The following is a 17409-nucleotide window of genomic DNA, read 5'->3' on the forward strand; positions in this document are numbered from 1 at the left end:
AAAACGCAAACTTTTAACGGATTCCCAATTCCAAAGATTTGGGACGAACTCTGAGCAAGAAAGAAAATTAGATCCGTAAAATTCAAAGGCAAGAGCCGATCACAAACCAGGTTTCTAAAATCTAAAAATCAAGCCGGACATAAACCGGCTTGATTTACCAAATTTCAAAGAAGAATCAGATCGCGGAACTTCCTCTTTCTCCGGTTCGGATCCGAATCACGTCTTCCAGAGGAGTGATGAAGATCTTTCCGTCTCCGATTTTTCCATCTCCGGTTTTTGCAGCCTTAAGAATTGCGTCCACGGTAGGTTTCACAAATTCATCGTTAACGGCGATTTCAAGACGAACCTTTCTCAGAAGATTTACTTGGTATTCATGGCCTCTAAAAACTTCGGTCTTTCCTTTTTGTTGACCGTATCCTTGAACGTCGCTTACGGTAAGTCTGTAAATTTCGTTCTTAGTCAATTCCGCTTTTACCTCTTCCAATTTATGAGGTTGAATGATAGCAACGATTAATTTCATAGAATCTCCTTATTCAAAATTCTTCGGCAGATAATTAAAGGATGTAACCTTTTTCACCGTGGATCTCCGAATCCAGACCGGCGATTTCTTTCTCCTCGGAAATACGGAATCCGATCGTTTTATCGATCAAAAACACAAGGATTACCGATACGATGAAAGAATACGCTCCGGTCGCGAAGACACTGATAATTTGAACCAGAATCTGATCCCCTTTGCTTGCAACACCTGCGCCCAGAGTGAGAGTAAAAACTCCGGTAAGAATTGCGCCTAACGCACCACCCACACCGTGAATTCCAAAGGCATCCAGACTATCGTCGTATCCGAGTTTTCCTTTTAAAAGAATCGCGCCGTAACATACGGGACTTACGAGAAATCCCATAATGATCGCTCCTTGAACGCCTACAAATCCGGAAGCGGGAGTGATCACAACCAGACCGGCTACGATACCGGAAGCGGCGCCGAGCGCGGTCGCCTTTTTCGTATGCAGGTATTCGATTACGATCCAAGCGACACCTGCGGCCGCAGGCGCAATCAACGTAACCAAAAACGCTCTCGCGGCAATTCCGTTGACGGCAAGACCGGACCCCGCGTTAAATCCGAACCAACCGAACCAGAGTAAACCGGCGCCGATCAAAGTATAAGTAAGATTGTTCGGAGCGATCAGAGCGCCTTCTCCCTTTCTCTTTCCGAGAACGATTGCGGCTGCAAGGCCCGCGATCCCGGAAATCAAGTGAACCACGGTTCCTCCCGCAAAATCCAAAGCGCTCATTTTAAAGAGCCAACCGTCCGCTGCCCATACCCAGTGTGCAACGGGATCGTAAACAAGAGTGGACCAAAGAAGAATAAAAACTACATAACCGCCGAATTTTACTCTTTCAGCGATCGCTCCCGAAATCAAGGCGGGCGTGATCAATGCAAACATTCCCTGAAAAAGAAAGTGAACGTATTTAGGAATCGTTAATTCCAAAGTGTTCTCGTCGATTCCTGCCAGGAAAGCGAGATCAAAATTTCCGAAATAAGGATTGGTTCCCGAAAATGCGAAACTGTATCCGAAGATGGTCCACTGAAGCGTTAAAACCAAAATCGCAACAAAGCTATGCATCATTGTTGAAAGGACGTTTTTAGATCTTACGAGACCGCCGTAAAACAGCGCGAGTCCGGGAATCATAAAAAACACGAGGGCCGATGCGACGATCATCCAGACCGTATCTCCCTTATCTGCTACGGGCGTTGCGGCAGGAACAGCCGCCTCTTGTCCAAATAAAACAAATGGAAGAAGCAGAGTGAGTAATAAGAGTAGTCTCTTGGTCCAATTCATAATCATTCTTATCCCCAAATCAATTGATACCCCTTGTATGCAAAATTGATACCAACTGAAAAATAAATTAAAAATTCTCAGAAAATGAAAGAATGGCTCTAAAAAGCAGGAGTTCCCACATTTCTTCGGTAGCAAAACAAAACACGGGTGGAAATCGAATGGAAACTACAAAAGATGCAAAATTCCCAACGAATAAAAGTCTCCAATTTGCTTAAAATATAGGCAATTTTAAAAAAATTGCTTTTTCTCTGTGGAAGATGCTAATAAAATCTAAAAACTGCTCTTATTCTAAATGAAAGCGTAAGCCAAATTTTAAGAGACTTTCTGTCGAAGTTGAAATGCTTGCAGTTGAATCGGAACCCAGACGAGCCACCGGATTATAATCCAAAATCAAATGGGAAGTGGCAAAATTTGTAAATCGAGGATGAAAAAAATAAGCGTCAAAAACATTCGCAGCATAAATCAAAACGATCAGTGCAGCGGATAATTGAAAATTATGATAATTTCGGTTCACACTTTTTCTCTGGTCTTCAAAAGGTTTGTTATAGAGATAAAGCGCAACTGGATCCGAAAAAGAAGGAACAGGAATCCAGGTTTCGTACGGGTTATTCATATGATTCAAGTCTTTCACGGAATTCTGATAAATCTGTTTTTCCCGATAGGCCAAATAAAACGATCCTATAAAAAGGATCGAATAAACGATCGCGGACGTCTTTCTTTCATCGACCCATTGCCCCAACCTGGAAAAACCGCAGATTTCCATGCGACATCCCAAGGACTTAAACCCCGTTTCTGAAGTCGAGCCAAACGTCCCTCTTCTTTCTTTTGTGCCTCTACAGACTTACTCTCTTTTTCAAGAAGTTCTTGTTTTGCTTTTTTGGCGAACTCTAAACCCTCTTTTTCCTTTTCTGCGAGTTTGGCTTCCTCTTCTTTTTTGATTCGAAGAGCCTCTTCCTTCGAGACATCGTCCTTATAAACGACTTTTAAAATTCGAATTTTCGGAATTTCCTGGCTTTTTCCATCTTCGGTTTTAACGGTAAGATTGTGTGCATTTTGAGAAGAAACCTTTCCTTTGAGTATGGTTCCGTCCTTCATTAAGATGGTTTCTGCCTTAAGGAATGTAGAAAAAACAAGGAACAAAAATAAAAAAGAAAACAACTTCTTTATGGCATACTGAACGCACATTCCACGGTTAAAACAATCGAGCTATAATTTGAAAACAATTTTTTTACATCCTAAAAATTCCATAACGAGGATTTTCCAACCTCTTAGAATGATCCGAATAAAGCGCTATTCCTAAAATATTTCTTGTTTTAGCCGGATCAATTACCCCATCGTCCCAAAGTCTTGCGGAGGAATAGATACAAGAAGACCTGCTTTCATAGTCGTCCAAGATCGGCTTACGAAATGCAAACTGCTCCGCGTCGGAAAGTTTTTTTCCTTCTTTCTCCAACTGCTCCATCTTTACGGTTAAGAGAACGTTAGCAGCCTGTTCCCCACCCATCACGGAGATTTTCGAATTCGGCCACATCCATAAGAATCTTGGATTAAAAGCCCGACCACACATCCCGTAATTTCCCGCACCGTAAGAACCTCCGATCACAACCGAATATTTAGGCACAACGGAAGTGGAAACCGCATTCACCATTTTGGCTCCGTCTTTTGCGATTCCCGAATTCTCGTATTTTTTACCGACCATAAAGCCGGTGATGTTTTGAAGAAACAAAAGAGGAATTCCTCTTTGATTACAAAGTTCAATGAAGTGAGAGGCTTTGAGCGCGCTTTCCGAAAATAAAACGCCGTTGTTTGCGATGATTCCCACCATCTTTCCGTAAATTTTTGCAAAGCCCGTTACAAGTGTGGTTCCATAATACTTTTTGAATTCTTGAAAACGAGAACCGTCCACAACCCGCGCAATAATTTCACGAACGTCATAGGATTTACGAATATCCTTTTGGATGATTCCGTAAATTTCTTCCGAAGGATACAACGGTTCTTCCCAACTGATCCCGCCTCTTTGTGTGGAATTACCCGCAAGATACAAAGTGGAAACGATGTTTCTTGTAATCTCAATCGCGTGTGTGTCGTCTTCCGCGTAATGATCGGTAACACCGGAAATCGTGCTGTGAACCAAGGCTCCGCCCAATTCTTCCGGCGTTACGATTTCTCCGGTTGCCGCTTTTACAAGAGGAGGACCGCCTAAGAAAATCGTACCGTTTCCTTTTACGATCACGGATTCGTCGGACATCGCAGGAATATACGCGCCGCCCGCGGTACAACTTCCCATCACGACAGAGATCTGCGGAATTTTTAAAGAAGAAAGATTGGCTTGATTGTAAAAGATTTTACCAAAATGATCCTTATCCGGAAAAACCTCGTCTTGCATCGGAAGAAAGGCTCCTCCGGAATCCACAAGATAAATACAAGGAAGAGAATTTTGAAGCGCGATCTCCTGCGCGCGAATATGTTTTTTTACGGTAAGAGGATAATACGTTCCGCCCTTTACGGTCGCGTCGTTTGCGACGATCACACAATCAACTCCGCAAATTCTTCCGATGCCGGTCAAAATTCCCGCCGCAGGAACGACATCAGGATAAACCCCTTCCGCAGCCAGAGGAGAAAATTCCAAGAAGGAAGTTTCCGGATCGATGAGAGAGGAAATTCTTTCCCTTGCGGTCAATTTTCCTCTTCCTTTATGACGTTCGATCGCTTTTGCACCGCCGCCTAACTCGATTTTACGAATCAGTCCGCGCAATGATTCCACTCTTTGTTTTAGATCTTCATAATTCTCTTTATACTCCGACGAGGACGTACGTATTTTGGATTCTATGATTTCCACAAAACCCTCCGGATTTTTATTTTTTTACTTTAGATTCGTATAAAATGCGGATCAGTTCGGTTTCGGATAACGTGAGTTCTTTGTTTCTTCTCGCCATAATTTTTCGAGCGTCTCTTAGAAACAGATCCAGAATATAAGGTTGCCCCGATTCCGCCCAAGTAAACGGAGAAACATATCCGCCGATTCGAGAAGATACGACGTTCGATCCAAAATCCACTACGGTTCCCGTGTTCAACATCACACCGATCGCGATCTTACAATAGTCCGAGATCACGGAACCGAACTTGATGGAACCGGTGATACATTCGTCGTTCTCTTCCCGAACTTTTACGATTCCGTAGTTGTTTTTTAGATCGGACGTTGTCGCGAGCGCGCCTATGTTCACCCAACTCCCGAGAATGGAATGTCCTAAAAATCCTTCGTGGTGTTTGTTCGTAAAATCTCCGATCAAACAGGTCCCCACTTCTCCGCCGATTCTACAAGTAGCACCGATGCTCGTCGCGCCGGTGATTCTTGCGCTATCGATCTGAGAATTGGGCCCGATATAAACCGGGCCTTCGATGAATGAAAAAGAAGTGATCTTCGCGTCCTTATCGACGATCACCGGACCCGAGGTCGTATCAAATACAACTCCCGGATAAACGGTCGCGGAAGGATGAACGTGTAAGTGTTTTGATTTTCCGACAACGTGAAAGTGATTCGACTTCACTTTGAGTTTTCGAATCCATTTCCGAACCTCTCTGCTCAGTTCGAGATCGTCTTCTATGTTCTTTGCGGTTCCGTTGATTAAATTCCAAGGTAAACAAGACTCGGGTGATAAAACCAAATCCACGTCCTTGTCATCCGTTGGAAACAGTTTCGGATTTCTTTCTAGGAAAGCATTTTGAAACGCAGGATTTGAATGCGCGTAAAAAATCTTCGCGTCCGGATGAAGTTCCTTCGTTCTTTGAATCGTATTTAAAATTCCGCTGCGAATCTCGGAAAAAGATCGAATGCGCGTTAAGGAGCGTAAACCTACAGGAACCTCTCTTTCATCGATGAGAATTCTCTGAACCTTAGGCATAAACTTACTCTACGGTTACGGACTTAGCCAGGTTTCTCGGTTGATCCGGAGGACAACCCCGAGCGATCGCGGAATAGTATGCGAGTAATTGTAAAGGAATCACGTTCAAGATCGGACTTAATATCTCGGAACATTCCGGAATTTCAAAACAATAATCCGAAAGAGACTTCGCTTCGTGATCCCCTTCGGTCACGATCGAAATGATGATTCCCTTTCTCGCTTTGATTTCCTGAATGTTGGAAACCATCTTCGTATAAATTTCGGATTTGGGAGCGATACAAACAACGGGAACTTCGTCGGTGATCAAGGCGATCGGTCCGTGTTTGAATTCTCCGCCCGCGTAACCGGATGCGTGAATATAAGAAATTTCCTTCAACTTCAACGCGCCTTCAAGCGCAACGGGATGATTGTAAGTTCTTCCTAAAAAGATAAAATCTTTTGCGGTAGTGAAGTGAGAAGACATCTCTTCGATTTTACTTGCCTGCGCAAGAATCCGATCGATCTTAGAGGGAAGTAATCTGATTTCTTCGATAAGAGTTTTTTTCTCTTCGTCGCTGATCAACCATTTGAGATTGGCCATATAAATGGAGAATAAAAGAAGATTCAAAACTTGAGCCGTAAAAGCCTTCGTACTCGCGACTCCGATTTCCGGACCCGCGTCGGTCCGGATATAAGAATCGGATTCCCTCGCAATGGTGGAATTTACGTTGTTCACAAGAGAGATTACTTTGATGAACTTCGCTTTCGCTTCGTGAATGGAAGCTAACGTGTCTGCGGTTTCACCCGACTGAGAGATTCCCATGATGAGTGTGTCACCTTCCACCACCGGGTTTCTATAACGGAATTCGGAAGACGCTTCCGTATCGGTTTGGATCTTTGCGAAATTCTCGAGATAGTGTTTGCCGATCATTCCCGCGTAGTAACTCGTACCCGCCGCTTGAATAATAATTCTATTGACTCTGGAAAGTACATCTTTGTTGAGTTTGATTTCCGGAAAAACAATTTCACCGTTGTCTAATATTCTTTCTTGGATAATTTTACGGAAGATCCCCGCTTGTTCGTGGATCTCCTTGATCATGTAGTGAGGATAACCGCCCTTGTCCAGGTCTTCCCAGCGGAGTTCCTGCTTTTTGAAAACGGGAGTCAGTTCCTTTCCTTCAAAATCAAACAACTTGAATTCGTTTTGAGAAAAGTAACCCCATTCTCCGGAGTTTACGTAATAAACTTCTTCGCAGTTTCTGGTAAGGGGGGAAATATCGGAGGCTAAAAAGTATTCTCCTTTTCCTTTTCCGATTAAAAGAGGGGCTCCGTCTTGAGCAAAGTACACACGATCGGGTTCGGTTTCAAATACGGTCGCAACCGCCCATTTACCGTGGATTTTTCCGAACAATTCCAAGAATGCGTCTTTGTTGGATTTACCGCTTTTTTTACTTTCTTCCAACAGATGAGGAATTACTTCCGTGTCGGTTAAACTCTGGAATACGTGGCCTTTTTTCTTCAATCCGCTTTTGAGTTCGAGATAATTTTCGATGATTCCGTTATGCACCACCGCGACGGTCGAATTGGAATCGGTATGAGGGTGAGCGTTGATTTGATTCGGTTCCCCGTGAGTCGCCCAACGGGTATGACCGATTCCTACGTTTCCCGGAGCCGGAAATTCGCGCAGGTAAGCTTCCAGGTCTTTGATCTTCCCTTTTGCCTTTCGAACCAAAATATCGCCCTGATCCAAAACCGCAATCCCGGCCGAGTCGTAACCTCTGTATTCGAGGCAGATCAAACCTACTACCAGTACAGATTCCGCATTCTTTTTACCGGCATAACCGACGATTCCACACATATTCAGGCATTCTCCATGAGACTTCCCGCGCGGTCCAGCAGAGAATTGAGGTCTTTTTTGGTCCTCGCTTCGCCGATGACTCGGATGATCGGCTCGGTGTTAGACGGACGAATGTGAATCCAAGAATCTTCCGACGCCAGACGTAAACCGTCCAGAGTCTCTTCGGAAAAGGTCGAAAATTCTCCGCTGAACTTGGAATAGATGTCTTGGAGATTTTTTCCCGCCACCTGAAAACTCGTTTTTTGCATATGAATTGCGGGAAGTTCTTCCAAGATAGAATCGATTGTCTTCCCAGTCGTCGCCATCACGTTTAAGATATGCGCGATTCCGGAAAGAGAATCTCTTCCAAAGGAAGCGATGGCGGGATCGATCACTCCTCCATTTCCTTCTCCACCGAAAGTCGATTTTTGGCGAAGCATTTCGGATACTACGTTGGCTTCTCCGACTTTGGAACGAGAAACGGAAACACCGTATTGTCCCGCCACGAACTCGTTGATAAAACTCGTGGAAAGATTTACGACCAGGTTCGCTTTTTTAGGCATCTTCCCCAACGTGAGAGAAAGAAAACTCAAAGGAAGAGTGTATTCTTCGGAGATGGCCCCTTTTTTAGGAGTGAGAACGACGAGCCGATCGGCGTCGGGATCCAGAGCAAATCCGATATCCGCTCCGGAAGATTTCATCTTGCGAGAAGTTTGTTTGAGCGCGTCCGGAGTCGGTTCCGGCGGCCTGGGAAACGTTCCGTCCGGGCTGCAATGGAGTAGGATCGGTTTACAACCGAGTTTTTCCAGAAGTTCAGGAACCAAGCTGCTTCCGGCTCCGTTGACTGCATCTACAAGAACCTTGTATTTTTTCTTTCGAATCGCGTTTACGTTCACTCGTTTGAGAACGGACTCGATGTGTTTTTCAGACCATTCTTTTCCGGAAACGATTTTAGAAGAAGGTTTGTACTGAATCTGTCGATACGATTGATTTCGAACCGTATCCAGAATCTGTTCCAAATCCGCCGCTCCGGTAAAAAATCCGCCGGGACCTATAAATTTAAACGCGTTCCAGTGGATCGGGTTGTGAGAGGCGCTGATCATAATTCCGCCTCCCGCTTTGGAAAGATTGACGACCGCTTTTACGGTCGGAGTCGGAACGATTCCGAGTTGCAAAACGTCTTTTCCCATCGCTTGCATCAAACCTAAGGCTATGTTTTCGATATAAGGTCCGGAGGGTCTGGAATCGCGACCGATTACAATTTTAGATCCTTCGATCCAAGTGCCGAAAGCACACAACGCGTCAAAAATAACTTCGGGGGAAAGCCCTGTGGGAATGATTCCTCGAATTCCGGAAACGGAAACCATAAGATCCGGATGATTGAATACGGGGCTTTTTGTATTCATAGAGGTTTTAGGAACGGTAGGAACTCCGGAGAAAGTATATGGGCGATGACAGGATCGAACTGCCGACATCCTGCTTGTAAGGCAGGCGCTCTACCAGCTGAGCTAATCGCCCTTTATCATTCCGTTATTTTAAGCTGCTACAGAGTTGAGGCGTTTTGCCATTCTGCTTTTTTTTCTATCTGCGTTTTTAGAATGGATCAGATTTGTTTTTGCAGCTTTGTCCAAAAGAGAGGTGTACTCCGTAAAAAGAGCTGTCGCCGCTTTTTGGTCTTTTTCTTTGATGGCTTTCAGAACTTTTTTAGCCTGAGTTCTGAGCCTGGATCTATTCTGAGAATTAGCCGCATTTCTACGTTTCGTTCTCCGAATATCCTTTTCTGAAGACTTGATATTAGCCAAGGCCTACACTTCCTATCGAATAAGTTTTTCCAGCTTTTCGGTTCCTTAACCTCTGTCAAATGAATTCTTTTAAGACTCTCTACTAAAACCTCAAAAACGCGGTAGTTCCCACAGATTCAGTCTCATTACGGGTTTTCTGAGAAGCCTCCGTATGAATTTGATTGTTAAACTCATAAATGTAATAGTTCCCACATTTTTCGAAAGAACTGAAGACCTCGTGTGAGTTCCCACATCTAAGGTTCCGATCGGTTAACATATACCAATAACAGAAATGAATCCTTCCGAGCGACGCGACTTCCGGAACCGCTACAAAAGGAGGGGCAAAAATGAGGCAGAATCGTTTTGGAAATATTTTTTTGACTATTTTATTGGATCGGGACTTTTTTTCCCGTCTTCAAGAAGAAGCAATTGATCTATCGGAACTTGCAGAATTGGGAATTCTACTTCTACAAGACTTCGAAGATTCCGGGAGGTGTTTTTTGTCGACTGAAAGAGAAAAAATTTCCGTCTCGTTTATCCTTCGGGAAAGTTCTTATTTACAGATTTTTAATCATTGTTTCCATAGTTTTCGCTCGCTTGATTTGTTGATGGAAGAGATTTTGTATAACGTATATCTGGATTTTTACTTACGTTCAAATCGAAAATCGAACTCCTCTTCCTTCGACAAACACGACGGATTCGATCCGGCAAACCGTCTTCCGCCGGGTGAAATCCCGTTTGAGGAAGAACTGTCATGCTAAAACGATCCGAATACATCGAAATCGATTCCATTGCTTCGGTGGATCCTAACGCGCTTTCTCTGAACCAACTCAATCAAAAATTTATCGATAAACAAGGAAACCGCTTTGCCCTTCGATTCAATCGAAACACTCGAAGAGCGGAATTCGTGAGAATCACTTTAGAATCTCCGAATGAAGCCGAAAAACACAAACACGTTCCCCATCCGACTCATCCTAGTCGACAAGAAACAAAACCGGTTCCCGCAAAAAAGGTCGCTTCCCTACAGGAAATCATGACCAAAACACAACAAGAATCTTCCGTAAAAATTCCGAGACCGGATTCCGCCCAATCGATCCAGGAAACCGAGATTCAAAAAAATACATTTCAAAAACCCGTTAAGGATCATCGTATATCCCAAGAAAATTTGGATTTGGGAAAAATGGATCTCAACATAACGGAAGGTTCCGCCACCAAACAAGACTTAGGCGGCCACTCGTTAAAAATGGAATACGGTTCGACTTCTTCTTTTGTCGAAGGAAATGCCATCGAAAAAAGAATTTCGGAACTTACAAAGATCAAGGAAAGAATCCATTCGGTTCTCAACAACATTCAGAATTCGAAGATTTTCGAAGTCACGGGAGATCCTTCCGAAAATAAGAACATCATCGGTAATTTGAACCGGGAATTCGACTTGGAATTTTTTCAGAAACTCGATCAGATTCTGAACTACTACAAAGAACTCACCACGTATCCAAGATCCGTTAACTATTACATTTCTAAATACGAATCTTCCAGAAAGCAGATCCTACAGTCCAAAAGTACCGATGCCGAAAAACTCAAACTCGTAACTCTTTGGGAAATGCAGGAAATGATGCTCGGTTTGGTTCAAAAACTTAAAAAGATGGTTTTGAACGCCCTGAACGTTCTTAACACCAAAAACGACAATCATATCAAACTACTTCCTTACAATCACCAGCAAATGTTCCGGGATTCCAGAACCGCGCTTCTGTATTGTTCGGAAGATATATCTTCTTTGCTTATCTCTTTGGGAAAATGGGCCGATACTGAATAGGAAACACTCCTATGGAACCCTTACAAAGCTCCGAAATCAAAGCCGTTCTGGATAAACTCAGAGCGGAATATTCAGATAATTCCAAAAAAAATCCGAAAGTTTTCGATCTGAAAGCGTTCGAGTCCAGACTTACGATGATCCTTCAACAAAAAGGAAACCTGGCCCAGTTTCTCAGAGACGAGATTCAATTTATTGAAACCTTAAAAACCAAACACAAGGAACTGGAAGATAAAAAACAGGCGGCCAAGGGAGAAACGATCAATAAGATCCTCGAAGAACAAGAAACAAAACTCAAAAAATATCAGAGGATCGATTTTCATCCTTTGGCAAAACCGGAGATCCGTTATTTTTACGGCGCGATTCTTTCCTTTACCGAAACCGAATTACCGGCTCTGACTTGTATCTTCAAAGGAACTCCCGAGTTTTCGATCTTCAAGGATATGATCGCCATTATAGAAAGAATGGGAATCAGTAGAAGAGGGTTGCCTTCGATCCGAATCGGCGAACACGTTAAAGCTCTTTTGGACGCGAATGGAAATCAAAGCGCGATGGAAAAAGACGGTCAGAATATTTTGAAGGAAGTTTGTATCGCTCTGAAAGGGATCATCACTTCCGTTCAGGAATGTACGGAAAAGAAAAGAGTTTCTCAAACTCTCTCCGTCAAAGTCGACGAGAAAGAATTTCCGAAAGCCGCGGAATCGTATCAGAATTTGGTTTTCGGAATCGCTCTTGAAAAAATAATAGCACGAGCCGATTCGATTATCCGGGATTTTCGGATGGCCGAAATCACTGGCCTGGGGTAAATATGAAAGTTTCCATCGTCATTCCTTGTTATAACGAGAAACATACGATCCGTAATATTCTGGAAACGGTAAAAAAAATCCCGATCAAAAACAAGGAAATCATTCTCGTGGACGATTGTTCCAAGGATGGAACAAAAGATCTTCTTCAAACTCCCGCTCTTAAAAAACTGGCCGATCAAATTATTTTTCACGAAGTCAATCAAGGAAAAGGCGCCGCTCTTAGAACCGGTTTTAAAGCCGCGACGGGAGATATCGTAATCGTTCAAGACGCGGATTTGGAATACGATCCGTTTGAAATTCCGGAAGTGATCGATCCGATTTACAAAGGTAAGGCGGACGTCGTATTCGGAAGTAGATTCTTGAGCGGACGTCCGCATAGAGTCGTTTATTACTGGCACCGCCTCGGGAACATGGTGCTCACTACACTTTCCAATATGTTCACCAATATCAACTTAACGGATATGGAAACTTGTTACAAAGCGTTTCGAAGAGAAATCATTCAGTCCATCGATATCAAAGAAAAGCGTTTCGGCTTCGAGCCGGAAATCACCGCGAAGGTCGCAAAAATTCCGGACGTTCGTATCTTTGAAGTGGGTATTTCCTATTACGGAAGAACTTACGCGGAAGGTAAAAAAATCGGCTGGAAAGACGGCTTTCGCGCGATTTACTGCATTTTGCGTTATAATCTTTTCGACTGAAAATATATTCTAATTATTGAATATAGTTTCTCCGACTTATTTCGTCAAAACGACAAATCTTTCCTTTCCGGAAAGGTCCTTCTCTACTCTTCCTTCCTTCCAACCTTTTGTGATCGAATCGGAAACGAAAATCCCCGCCAAAGAGGGAAGCGTTTCCATGTAAAATTTCCCGTTCTCTTTCAGATAAGGACGGGTCTCTTCGATCAATTTGAATAAAAATTCTTTCGGGTTGTCCAGAAACAATGCGAGATGAGGTTCGTAATCGACCACGTCCTTCATCATTTCCGTTTTGTCCGAAATAGGAACATAAGGGGGATTTGTGACGATCAAATCGAACTTGAGTTTTTCAGGAATCGAAACGAACAAATCACTTTCTAAAAGTTGAATGGAGTTTTCATCTTCCAGGATTTGAGTCGTATTTTTTCGGGCGATTTCAAGGGCGTCTTTTGAGATGTCGCTTAACGTAAGATTCCAATCCTTTCGCGCGAGTTTCAGGCTGATTCCGATACAACCGCTTCCCGTACAAAGATCCAACACGTCTTGTCGGTCTTCGACACCCTTAAAATCATGTAGGATCTTTTCCACGAGTTCTTCCGTTTCGGGCCTCGGTATGAGAACTTTCTCGTTTACAAAAAACACGGAATTGTAAAACGCTTTTTGACCCGTTATGTAAGCCGTGGGTTTGTTTTTGGAACGTTCCAAAATTCTTTCTCTGTACGCGTTCTTTTCCGTTTCCGTAAGAAGCCGTTCAAAGTTCACATAAAGTTTTACTCTTTGAAGATTGAGGAGGTCGGCTAAGAGGATTTCCGCGTCCAAACGAGCGCTCTGGATTTCTTTCTTTTTTAAGAATTCTTCCGATTTTTTTAAAAGAGCAAGGATGGAATCTGGATGTTGCATGTGTTTGAAGTTCAGGGACCGGCGCCCAAGTTAAGAGATTTCACTCATTCTTTCAAACTCGCCAACATTAGGTTGGCGCCCCCGAGAGGATTCGAACCTCCGACCAAAAGTTTAGGAAACTTCTGCTCTGTCCACCTGAGCTACGGGAGCGTTTAAGAATTCGGTTTCCGTTTTTGTGAGACTATTCTTTGGAAGTCGGCGATATTGTGTATAACAATTTTGTCTTCGTAGAGTTCGATCTTACCGCTTTTGGAAAGAGTATTTAAAACTTTTTGAACCTCGCCCACAGGTTGCGCACACCATTCAGCCACGTCGTGTTGAGAAACGTTGAGAACGATCTCCTTAAAGTCGCTGTGTGCGTGCATCTTTTCATAGAGCATCAAAAAAACGTCGGCGACCTTTCCTTGAATATCGTCCATCAAAAGAATCAAAAGTCTTCTTTTAGCGTCGTTGATTCGGACCGAAAAGATCGTGAGAATCTTGAGCGCCAACATAGGATTTTTGGTCATCAAAAGTTCAAAGTTAGCGCGGTTGAAGTTCAACACCTTCACTTCGGAGATTGCGATCGCAGTCGCGGATCTGGGTTGTTCCTCTAAGATCGCCATCTCACCGAAGATGTCCCCTTGTTCGAGGATATCGAGAGTTTTGATCAAGTAGTCTTCTTTTTTGGTCGGATTCGGAACGGTTTTTACGATCTTAACCTTTCCGGATTGAATCAGATAAAAATTATTTCCGGGTTCGTTTTCACAAAAGATGATCTGATTCGGTTCGTACGTCTGACCGAATTTGGAAAACATGGACTCAAGCATTAGATCCATCAGAGACTCATCTCCTTGGCTTTCTGCCTGGACTTTTGGGAGATGCTGTCTTTTTCAGGAGGCAGAAGAGCCACCTTACCGTACAACATCCTCGCTCTCTGACGGTCTCCATGGAGTTCGGAAATTTCCGCGAGATGAAAAAGGCATTCCTTGATCGATTCTCCCGATGGATATTTTTTGATATAAGTCGAAAAGGAGGAATTTGCGTTATCCAAATCGTTTTGTTTCAATAGACAAACTCCGAGTTGAAAGAGAGATTTCTCCACCAACTTCTTTTCCGAATCGAATTTGAAATCGGTTCTATTGAGAAGGTCCTTGTAGATCATCATCGCTTCCGTGTGTTTTCCGACGTTTACGAGAGTGTGCGCTCTATTGTAAAGGGATGTGATCGAATTGTCCACGCCCGCCGTGATCGACGACTTTTCCACAGCGGGTTTCATGATGTTCTGAAGCGTTTCGGGAGTTACTCTACTTGTGCTTCCTTCAAAAACCAAGGGCGGCATGTTCAGAGGATAAGGGCTGTTTCTTTTTGCAAGCTCTAAGAGTTCCGTGGCCCTACCGGAGTAAGTCGTTCCCGAATAGTGTTGCAGATATTTTTCAAAAGCGTATATCGCGTGCGGAAAATTGTTATTTTTGTAAAAAACTTCCGCCACGTTCATCAATTCGAATGCGGGATTGCGCGTATCGGACTGGCCTAAGATTTCTTTGAGTTTTTTATGAACCTGTCTGAGTTGGCTGGAAAAAACTTTCATCATCTTGAGTATAAGATGAGTTTTTTCGGCGACAAATTGTTCGAATTCGTTCGGCTTAAAAACGAGAACGGTGGCGCTTCCGAGTACCTGGGCGGTTTCTTCCCTCGGATACTTTCCGAGCGCGGATTTGACTCCGAAAAATTCTCCGATTCGAACGTCTTCTTTGACTTCTTGTCCCGTATCCACCGCAGGGAAAGTGAGTATGACACGCCCGTTTCTCAGGACGTAAATATCCTCGGCTTTGTCCTTCTCAAAATAAATGATGGATCCGCCTTTATAATTTCTGATGATCGGACCGGCCAAATGGATTACCTACTTAAAGTTATCAAATTCTTTCTGTACGGGGAAAAAAGCCAAATCCTTTTTATAACCAAGGGACATGACAATGGATTCCAGGAGCTTTCCCGGAGATGCAACTAAATATTTTTCGATATGATCGATACGAACTCTTTCCACAACCACCTCGGATTCTTCAAAAAAAGATTCCAAACTTACATCTCCATAAACGGGAATTCCGTCCCGTATAACAAGGCGAATACTATTTAGATCGGATTCGCAGAGATTGACGTACGGATCTTCGGAATTTCGAGTTAAGATGGATAAATCCGCGATTTTTCCCGCTTCTATACTTCCGAGTTGTTTTTCGATTCTAAAAGCCTTTGCGGGATTGGAAGTAACCATTTCAAAAAGCGTTTTGGGAGAAAGATCCTCTCCGTATTCCGTCTGATAAAATTTTTTCGCCGTCCTAATTTCTTCCAAAAGATTGAGCGAACCGCAAATGCTCGAATCCGTTCCGAGACTGACGTTAACTCCGTGTTTTAACAGATCGCGTATATCCGCCGTTCTTTCGTACAAAAACTGATTCGCTGTCGGGCACCAAACTAAATGCGCTTTTTTTTCCGCGATCAAAACGATGTCCGACTCGGACAACACGATTCCGTGTATTAAAACCGTATGTTCTCCGAGACATCCCAGTTTATGCAGATTTTTGAGAGAATCCCTGGATTCGGAATCGAATCCTTCCGCGATGCGAGTGACGTAAGGAATATCCTGCTTTAGAGCTTTTGCATATTCTTCCTTGGGTCCGTCTCCCCAGTTCAAGGAGTAAGTGCAAATGCTGTGAGATAACGCGTATCGATTGAGAATTCTTACGGGCATGGTTTCCACAAACGGATCCTGCACAAAATGAGGAATATGATCCTGAACGGAAGTGACGCCGGAGATTAGATTTTTATAAGAACCGAGAAGATAAAGTTGTTCCGGATCCAGTTGTTGTCTTTCGGAAAATACGACGGAAGATTTGAGATCGTTGTCCCAGGGAAGCCAATTTAAGTACGGTTTGCTCGGCGCCACTCTCGGAAGATACGTACTCAAAAGATGATCGTGTGCATTGATCAGTCCGGGATACACGTAAAGCCCGTTCAGATTTAGACGGATTCTTTTTCCGGAAGGCGGACCACCCGCGTTTACAGAAGCGATCACGCCGTCCTTAACCACGATACTTCCGTTCGGAATCCATCGATCCTTGGTTACGATGCAGGCGTTTACGAGTTCGTATTCCATATCTTTTGAAGTCCGAGTTATCGGATTTGTAAACCGGGATCGATCGCGGAACTTCCGCGGTTAAGCTGAAAGTAAAGCCCTTTTCCGGATTCCAAAGAACCTAATATCTTGGAAGAATCCACGGTTTCTCCTTCGTTTACGGAAACCGTTTTTAAATTCGCGTACACGGTAGAATAACCGTTTTTATGTTCCAATATCACGTATTTCTTATATCCTTCCATCTCGTTCACTACCAAGACCTTTCCGGGAGAGGCCGGACGAACCTCGTTGTGCCTCGATGCCTTGAACAAAACTCCTTTGTGAGGAGCGAAACTGAGTTTGGTAAAATGATTTTGTACGGGAGCTCGGCTTTTCAAAGGAAATCTAAAAGCGGGTTTAGAAAATTCGACGGATTCCCCCGGGATCGATTTTATATTTTTAGAAACGGGTTTTTCGTTTTCTACCTTCGTCGACTTTTCATTTTCCCGAATGGAAGATCCTTGAACCTTCAGTTTTTCTCCGGGTTGTAAGGAATCCGTATTTTTTTTTTCGTTCCATTCCATAATTTTATGATAATCGACTTTGAATTTTTTTCCCAAAGAATAATACGTATCCCCCTTTTGGACGGTGTAAAAAGAAGGATTCTGCGACCCGGCCGCAAAGATACGGGAAAGAAATAAAAAAAGCATCAGAATTCCGAAACTTGGAAGGACGCGGTTCATTTCTTTCAATATCGGCAGAAAATCTCG

The 17409-nt window shown here is 43.5% G+C and carries 18 protein-coding genes and 2 tRNA genes; 4 read left to right on the forward strand and 16 right to left on the reverse strand.

Annotated features, from left to right (window positions below):
- Positions 1-175 precede the first annotated feature (175 nt).
- From LEP1GSC060_RS08935 to rpsT, 10 genes are all read right to left on the reverse strand, one after another.
- Positions 176-520 carry a P-II family nitrogen regulator gene (locus tag LEP1GSC060_RS08935; RefSeq protein ID WP_002619748.1) on the reverse strand — a complete coding sequence of 115 codons (345 nt, stop codon included), beginning with the start codon at positions 518-520 and terminating at the stop codon, positions 176-178.
- Between the two features lie 34 nt (positions 521-554).
- Positions 555-1838, reverse strand: coding sequence for an ammonium transporter (locus tag LEP1GSC060_RS08940; RefSeq protein WP_036095976.1), 1284 nt, complete (start codon positions 1836-1838; stop codon positions 555-557).
- 283 nt (positions 1839-2121) lie between these two features.
- Positions 2122-2601: a hypothetical protein gene (locus tag LEP1GSC060_RS18960; RefSeq protein ID WP_155119656.1), complete on the reverse strand. Its 480-nt coding sequence runs from the start codon at positions 2599-2601 to the stop codon at positions 2122-2124.
- Positions 2517-3023: an LA_0442/LA_0875 N-terminal domain-containing protein gene (locus LEP1GSC060_RS08945; protein ID WP_420805477.1), complete on the reverse strand. Its 507-nt coding sequence runs from the start codon at positions 3021-3023 to the stop codon at positions 2517-2519. Before LEP1GSC060_RS08945 ends, LEP1GSC060_RS18960 begins: the two co-directional genes overlap by 85 nt.
- 43 nt (positions 3024-3066) lie before the next feature.
- Entirely contained in the window at positions 3067-4677 is a 1611-nt protein-coding gene (locus tag LEP1GSC060_RS08950) for a carboxyl transferase domain-containing protein (RefSeq protein WP_003001804.1), read from the reverse strand.
- A gap of 16 nt (positions 4678-4693) precedes the next feature.
- On the reverse strand, positions 4694-5740 hold the full coding sequence (locus LEP1GSC060_RS08955) for a GlmU family protein (protein ID WP_003001977.1): 1047 nt from the start codon (positions 5738-5740) through the stop codon (positions 4694-4696).
- Between the two features lie 4 nt (positions 5741-5744).
- On the reverse strand, positions 5745-7577 hold the full coding sequence (gene glmS, locus LEP1GSC060_RS08960) for a glutamine--fructose-6-phosphate transaminase (isomerizing) (protein ID WP_003001939.1): 1833 nt from the start codon (positions 7575-7577) through the stop codon (positions 5745-5747).
- A 2-nt stretch (positions 7578-7579) separates the two neighbouring features.
- Positions 7580-8962, reverse strand: coding sequence for a phosphoglucosamine mutase (gene glmM, locus LEP1GSC060_RS08965; protein ID WP_003001741.1), 1383 nt, complete (start codon positions 8960-8962; stop codon positions 7580-7582).
- Positions 8963-9001: 39 nt separating this feature from the next.
- Positions 9002-9074 (reverse strand) — tRNA-Val (locus LEP1GSC060_RS08970).
- Between the two features lie 17 nt (positions 9075-9091).
- Positions 9092-9358, reverse strand: a complete 267-nt coding sequence (gene rpsT / locus LEP1GSC060_RS08975; RefSeq protein ID WP_003001834.1) for a 30S ribosomal protein S20 — start codon at positions 9356-9358, stop codon at positions 9092-9094.
- A gap of 326 nt (positions 9359-9684) precedes the next feature.
- Between rpsT and LEP1GSC060_RS08980 the strand changes: the two genes are divergently transcribed.
- Genes LEP1GSC060_RS08980 through LEP1GSC060_RS08995 form a run of 4 tightly spaced genes read left to right on the forward strand, consistent with a single transcriptional unit; the run spans position 9685 to position 12651 of the window.
- Positions 9685-10098 (forward strand): hypothetical protein, encoded by a 414-nt coding sequence (locus LEP1GSC060_RS08980; RefSeq protein WP_003001652.1) that lies wholly within the window; start codon positions 9685-9687, stop codon positions 10096-10098.
- A complete protein-coding gene (locus LEP1GSC060_RS08985) occupies positions 10092-11150 on the forward strand; it encodes an LIC_10450 family protein (RefSeq protein WP_003001936.1) in 1059 nt (352 codons plus the stop codon). Before LEP1GSC060_RS08980 ends, LEP1GSC060_RS08985 begins: the two co-directional genes overlap by 7 nt.
- Before the next feature lie 11 nt (positions 11151-11161).
- Positions 11162-11953, forward strand: a complete 792-nt coding sequence (locus tag LEP1GSC060_RS08990; RefSeq protein WP_003001889.1) for a hypothetical protein — start codon at positions 11162-11164, stop codon at positions 11951-11953.
- A gap of 2 nt (positions 11954-11955) precedes the next feature.
- Positions 11956-12651 (forward strand): glycosyltransferase family 2 protein, encoded by a 696-nt coding sequence (locus LEP1GSC060_RS08995; protein WP_003001955.1) that lies wholly within the window; start codon positions 11956-11958, stop codon positions 12649-12651.
- Positions 12652-12687: 36 nt separating this feature from the next.
- Here the strand turns inward: LEP1GSC060_RS08995 and prmC are convergent, their stop codons facing one another.
- The 6 genes from prmC to LEP1GSC060_RS09025 all read right to left on the reverse strand — a co-directional run bounded on the left by prmC (position 12688) and on the right by LEP1GSC060_RS09025 (position 17382).
- Entirely contained in the window at positions 12688-13548 is an 861-nt protein-coding gene (gene prmC / locus LEP1GSC060_RS09000; protein WP_003001798.1) for a peptide chain release factor N(5)-glutamine methyltransferase, read from the reverse strand.
- A 73-nt stretch (positions 13549-13621) separates the two neighbouring features.
- A tRNA-Arg gene (locus LEP1GSC060_RS09005) sits at positions 13622-13698 on the reverse strand.
- 2 nt (positions 13699-13700) lie between these two features.
- A complete protein-coding gene (locus LEP1GSC060_RS09010; protein WP_003001650.1) occupies positions 13701-14366 on the reverse strand; it encodes a Crp/Fnr family transcriptional regulator in 666 nt (221 codons plus the stop codon).
- A complete protein-coding gene (locus tag LEP1GSC060_RS09015; protein ID WP_003001792.1) occupies positions 14366-15421 on the reverse strand; it encodes a tetratricopeptide repeat protein in 1056 nt (351 codons plus the stop codon). Before LEP1GSC060_RS09015 ends, LEP1GSC060_RS09010 begins: the two co-directional genes overlap by 1 nt.
- A gap of 9 nt (positions 15422-15430) precedes the next feature.
- The gene (locus LEP1GSC060_RS09020) at positions 15431-16681 is read right to left on the reverse strand and encodes an amidohydrolase family protein (protein WP_003001847.1); all 1251 of its coding nucleotides are present in this window, start codon (positions 16679-16681) and stop codon (positions 15431-15433) included.
- Positions 16682-16698: 17 nt separating this feature from the next.
- Positions 16699-17382 (reverse strand): LIC_10271 family cell wall hydrolase, encoded by a 684-nt coding sequence (locus LEP1GSC060_RS09025; protein ID WP_003001942.1) that lies wholly within the window; start codon positions 17380-17382, stop codon positions 16699-16701.
- Between the last annotated feature and the right edge of the window lie 27 nt (positions 17383-17409).

The organism is Leptospira weilii serovar Ranarum str. ICFT (assembly GCF_000332415.1).
In the GTDB taxonomy this organism is placed as follows: Bacteria; Spirochaetota; Leptospiria; order Leptospirales; family Leptospiraceae; genus Leptospira; species Leptospira weilii_A.

Excerpts from the sequence above, each read along its gene's own strand:
- LEP1GSC060_RS09010 (WP_003001650.1), bottom strand. The coding sequence starts at position 14,366 with ATGGATCTAATGCTTGAGTCCATGTTTTCCAAATTCGGTCAGACGTAC.
- LEP1GSC060_RS09020 (WP_003001847.1), bottom strand. The coding sequence starts at position 16,681 with ATGGAATACGAACTCGTAAACGCCTGCATCGTAACCAAGGATCGATGG.
- LEP1GSC060_RS08980 (WP_003001652.1), top strand. The coding sequence starts at position 9,685 with ATGAGGCAGAATCGTTTTGGAAATATTTTTTTGACTATTTTATTGGAT.
- LEP1GSC060_RS08995 (WP_003001955.1), top strand. The coding sequence starts at position 11,956 with ATGAAAGTTTCCATCGTCATTCCTTGTTATAACGAGAAACATACGATC.
- LEP1GSC060_RS08955 (WP_003001977.1), bottom strand. The coding sequence starts at position 5,740 with ATGCCTAAGGTTCAGAGAATTCTCATCGATGAAAGAGAGGTTCCTGTA.
- LEP1GSC060_RS08935 (WP_002619748.1), bottom strand. The coding sequence starts at position 520 with ATGAAATTAATCGTTGCTATCATTCAACCTCATAAATTGGAAGAGGTA.
- prmC (WP_003001798.1), bottom strand. The coding sequence starts at position 13,548 with ATGCAACATCCAGATTCCATCCTTGCTCTTTTAAAAAAATCGGAAGAA.
- LEP1GSC060_RS18960 (WP_155119656.1), bottom strand. The coding sequence starts at position 2,601 with ATGGAAATCTGCGGTTTTTCCAGGTTGGGGCAATGGGTCGATGAAAGA.
- glmM (WP_003001741.1), bottom strand. The coding sequence starts at position 8,962 with ATGAATACAAAAAGCCCCGTATTCAATCATCCGGATCTTATGGTTTCC.
- LEP1GSC060_RS09025 (WP_003001942.1), bottom strand. The coding sequence starts at position 17,382 with ATGAACCGCGTCCTTCCAAGTTTCGGAATTCTGATGCTTTTTTTATTT.
- glmS (WP_003001939.1), bottom strand. The coding sequence starts at position 7,577 with ATGTGTGGAATCGTCGGTTATGCCGGTAAAAAGAATGCGGAATCTGTA.
- LEP1GSC060_RS08945 (WP_420805477.1), bottom strand. The coding sequence starts at position 3,023 with ATGTGCGTTCAGTATGCCATAAAGAAGTTGTTTTCTTTTTTATTTTTG.
- LEP1GSC060_RS08990 (WP_003001889.1), top strand. The coding sequence starts at position 11,162 with ATGGAACCCTTACAAAGCTCCGAAATCAAAGCCGTTCTGGATAAACTC.
- LEP1GSC060_RS08940 (WP_036095976.1), bottom strand. The coding sequence starts at position 1,838 with ATGAATTGGACCAAGAGACTACTCTTATTACTCACTCTGCTTCTTCCA.
- LEP1GSC060_RS08985 (WP_003001936.1), top strand. The coding sequence starts at position 10,092 with ATGCTAAAACGATCCGAATACATCGAAATCGATTCCATTGCTTCGGTG.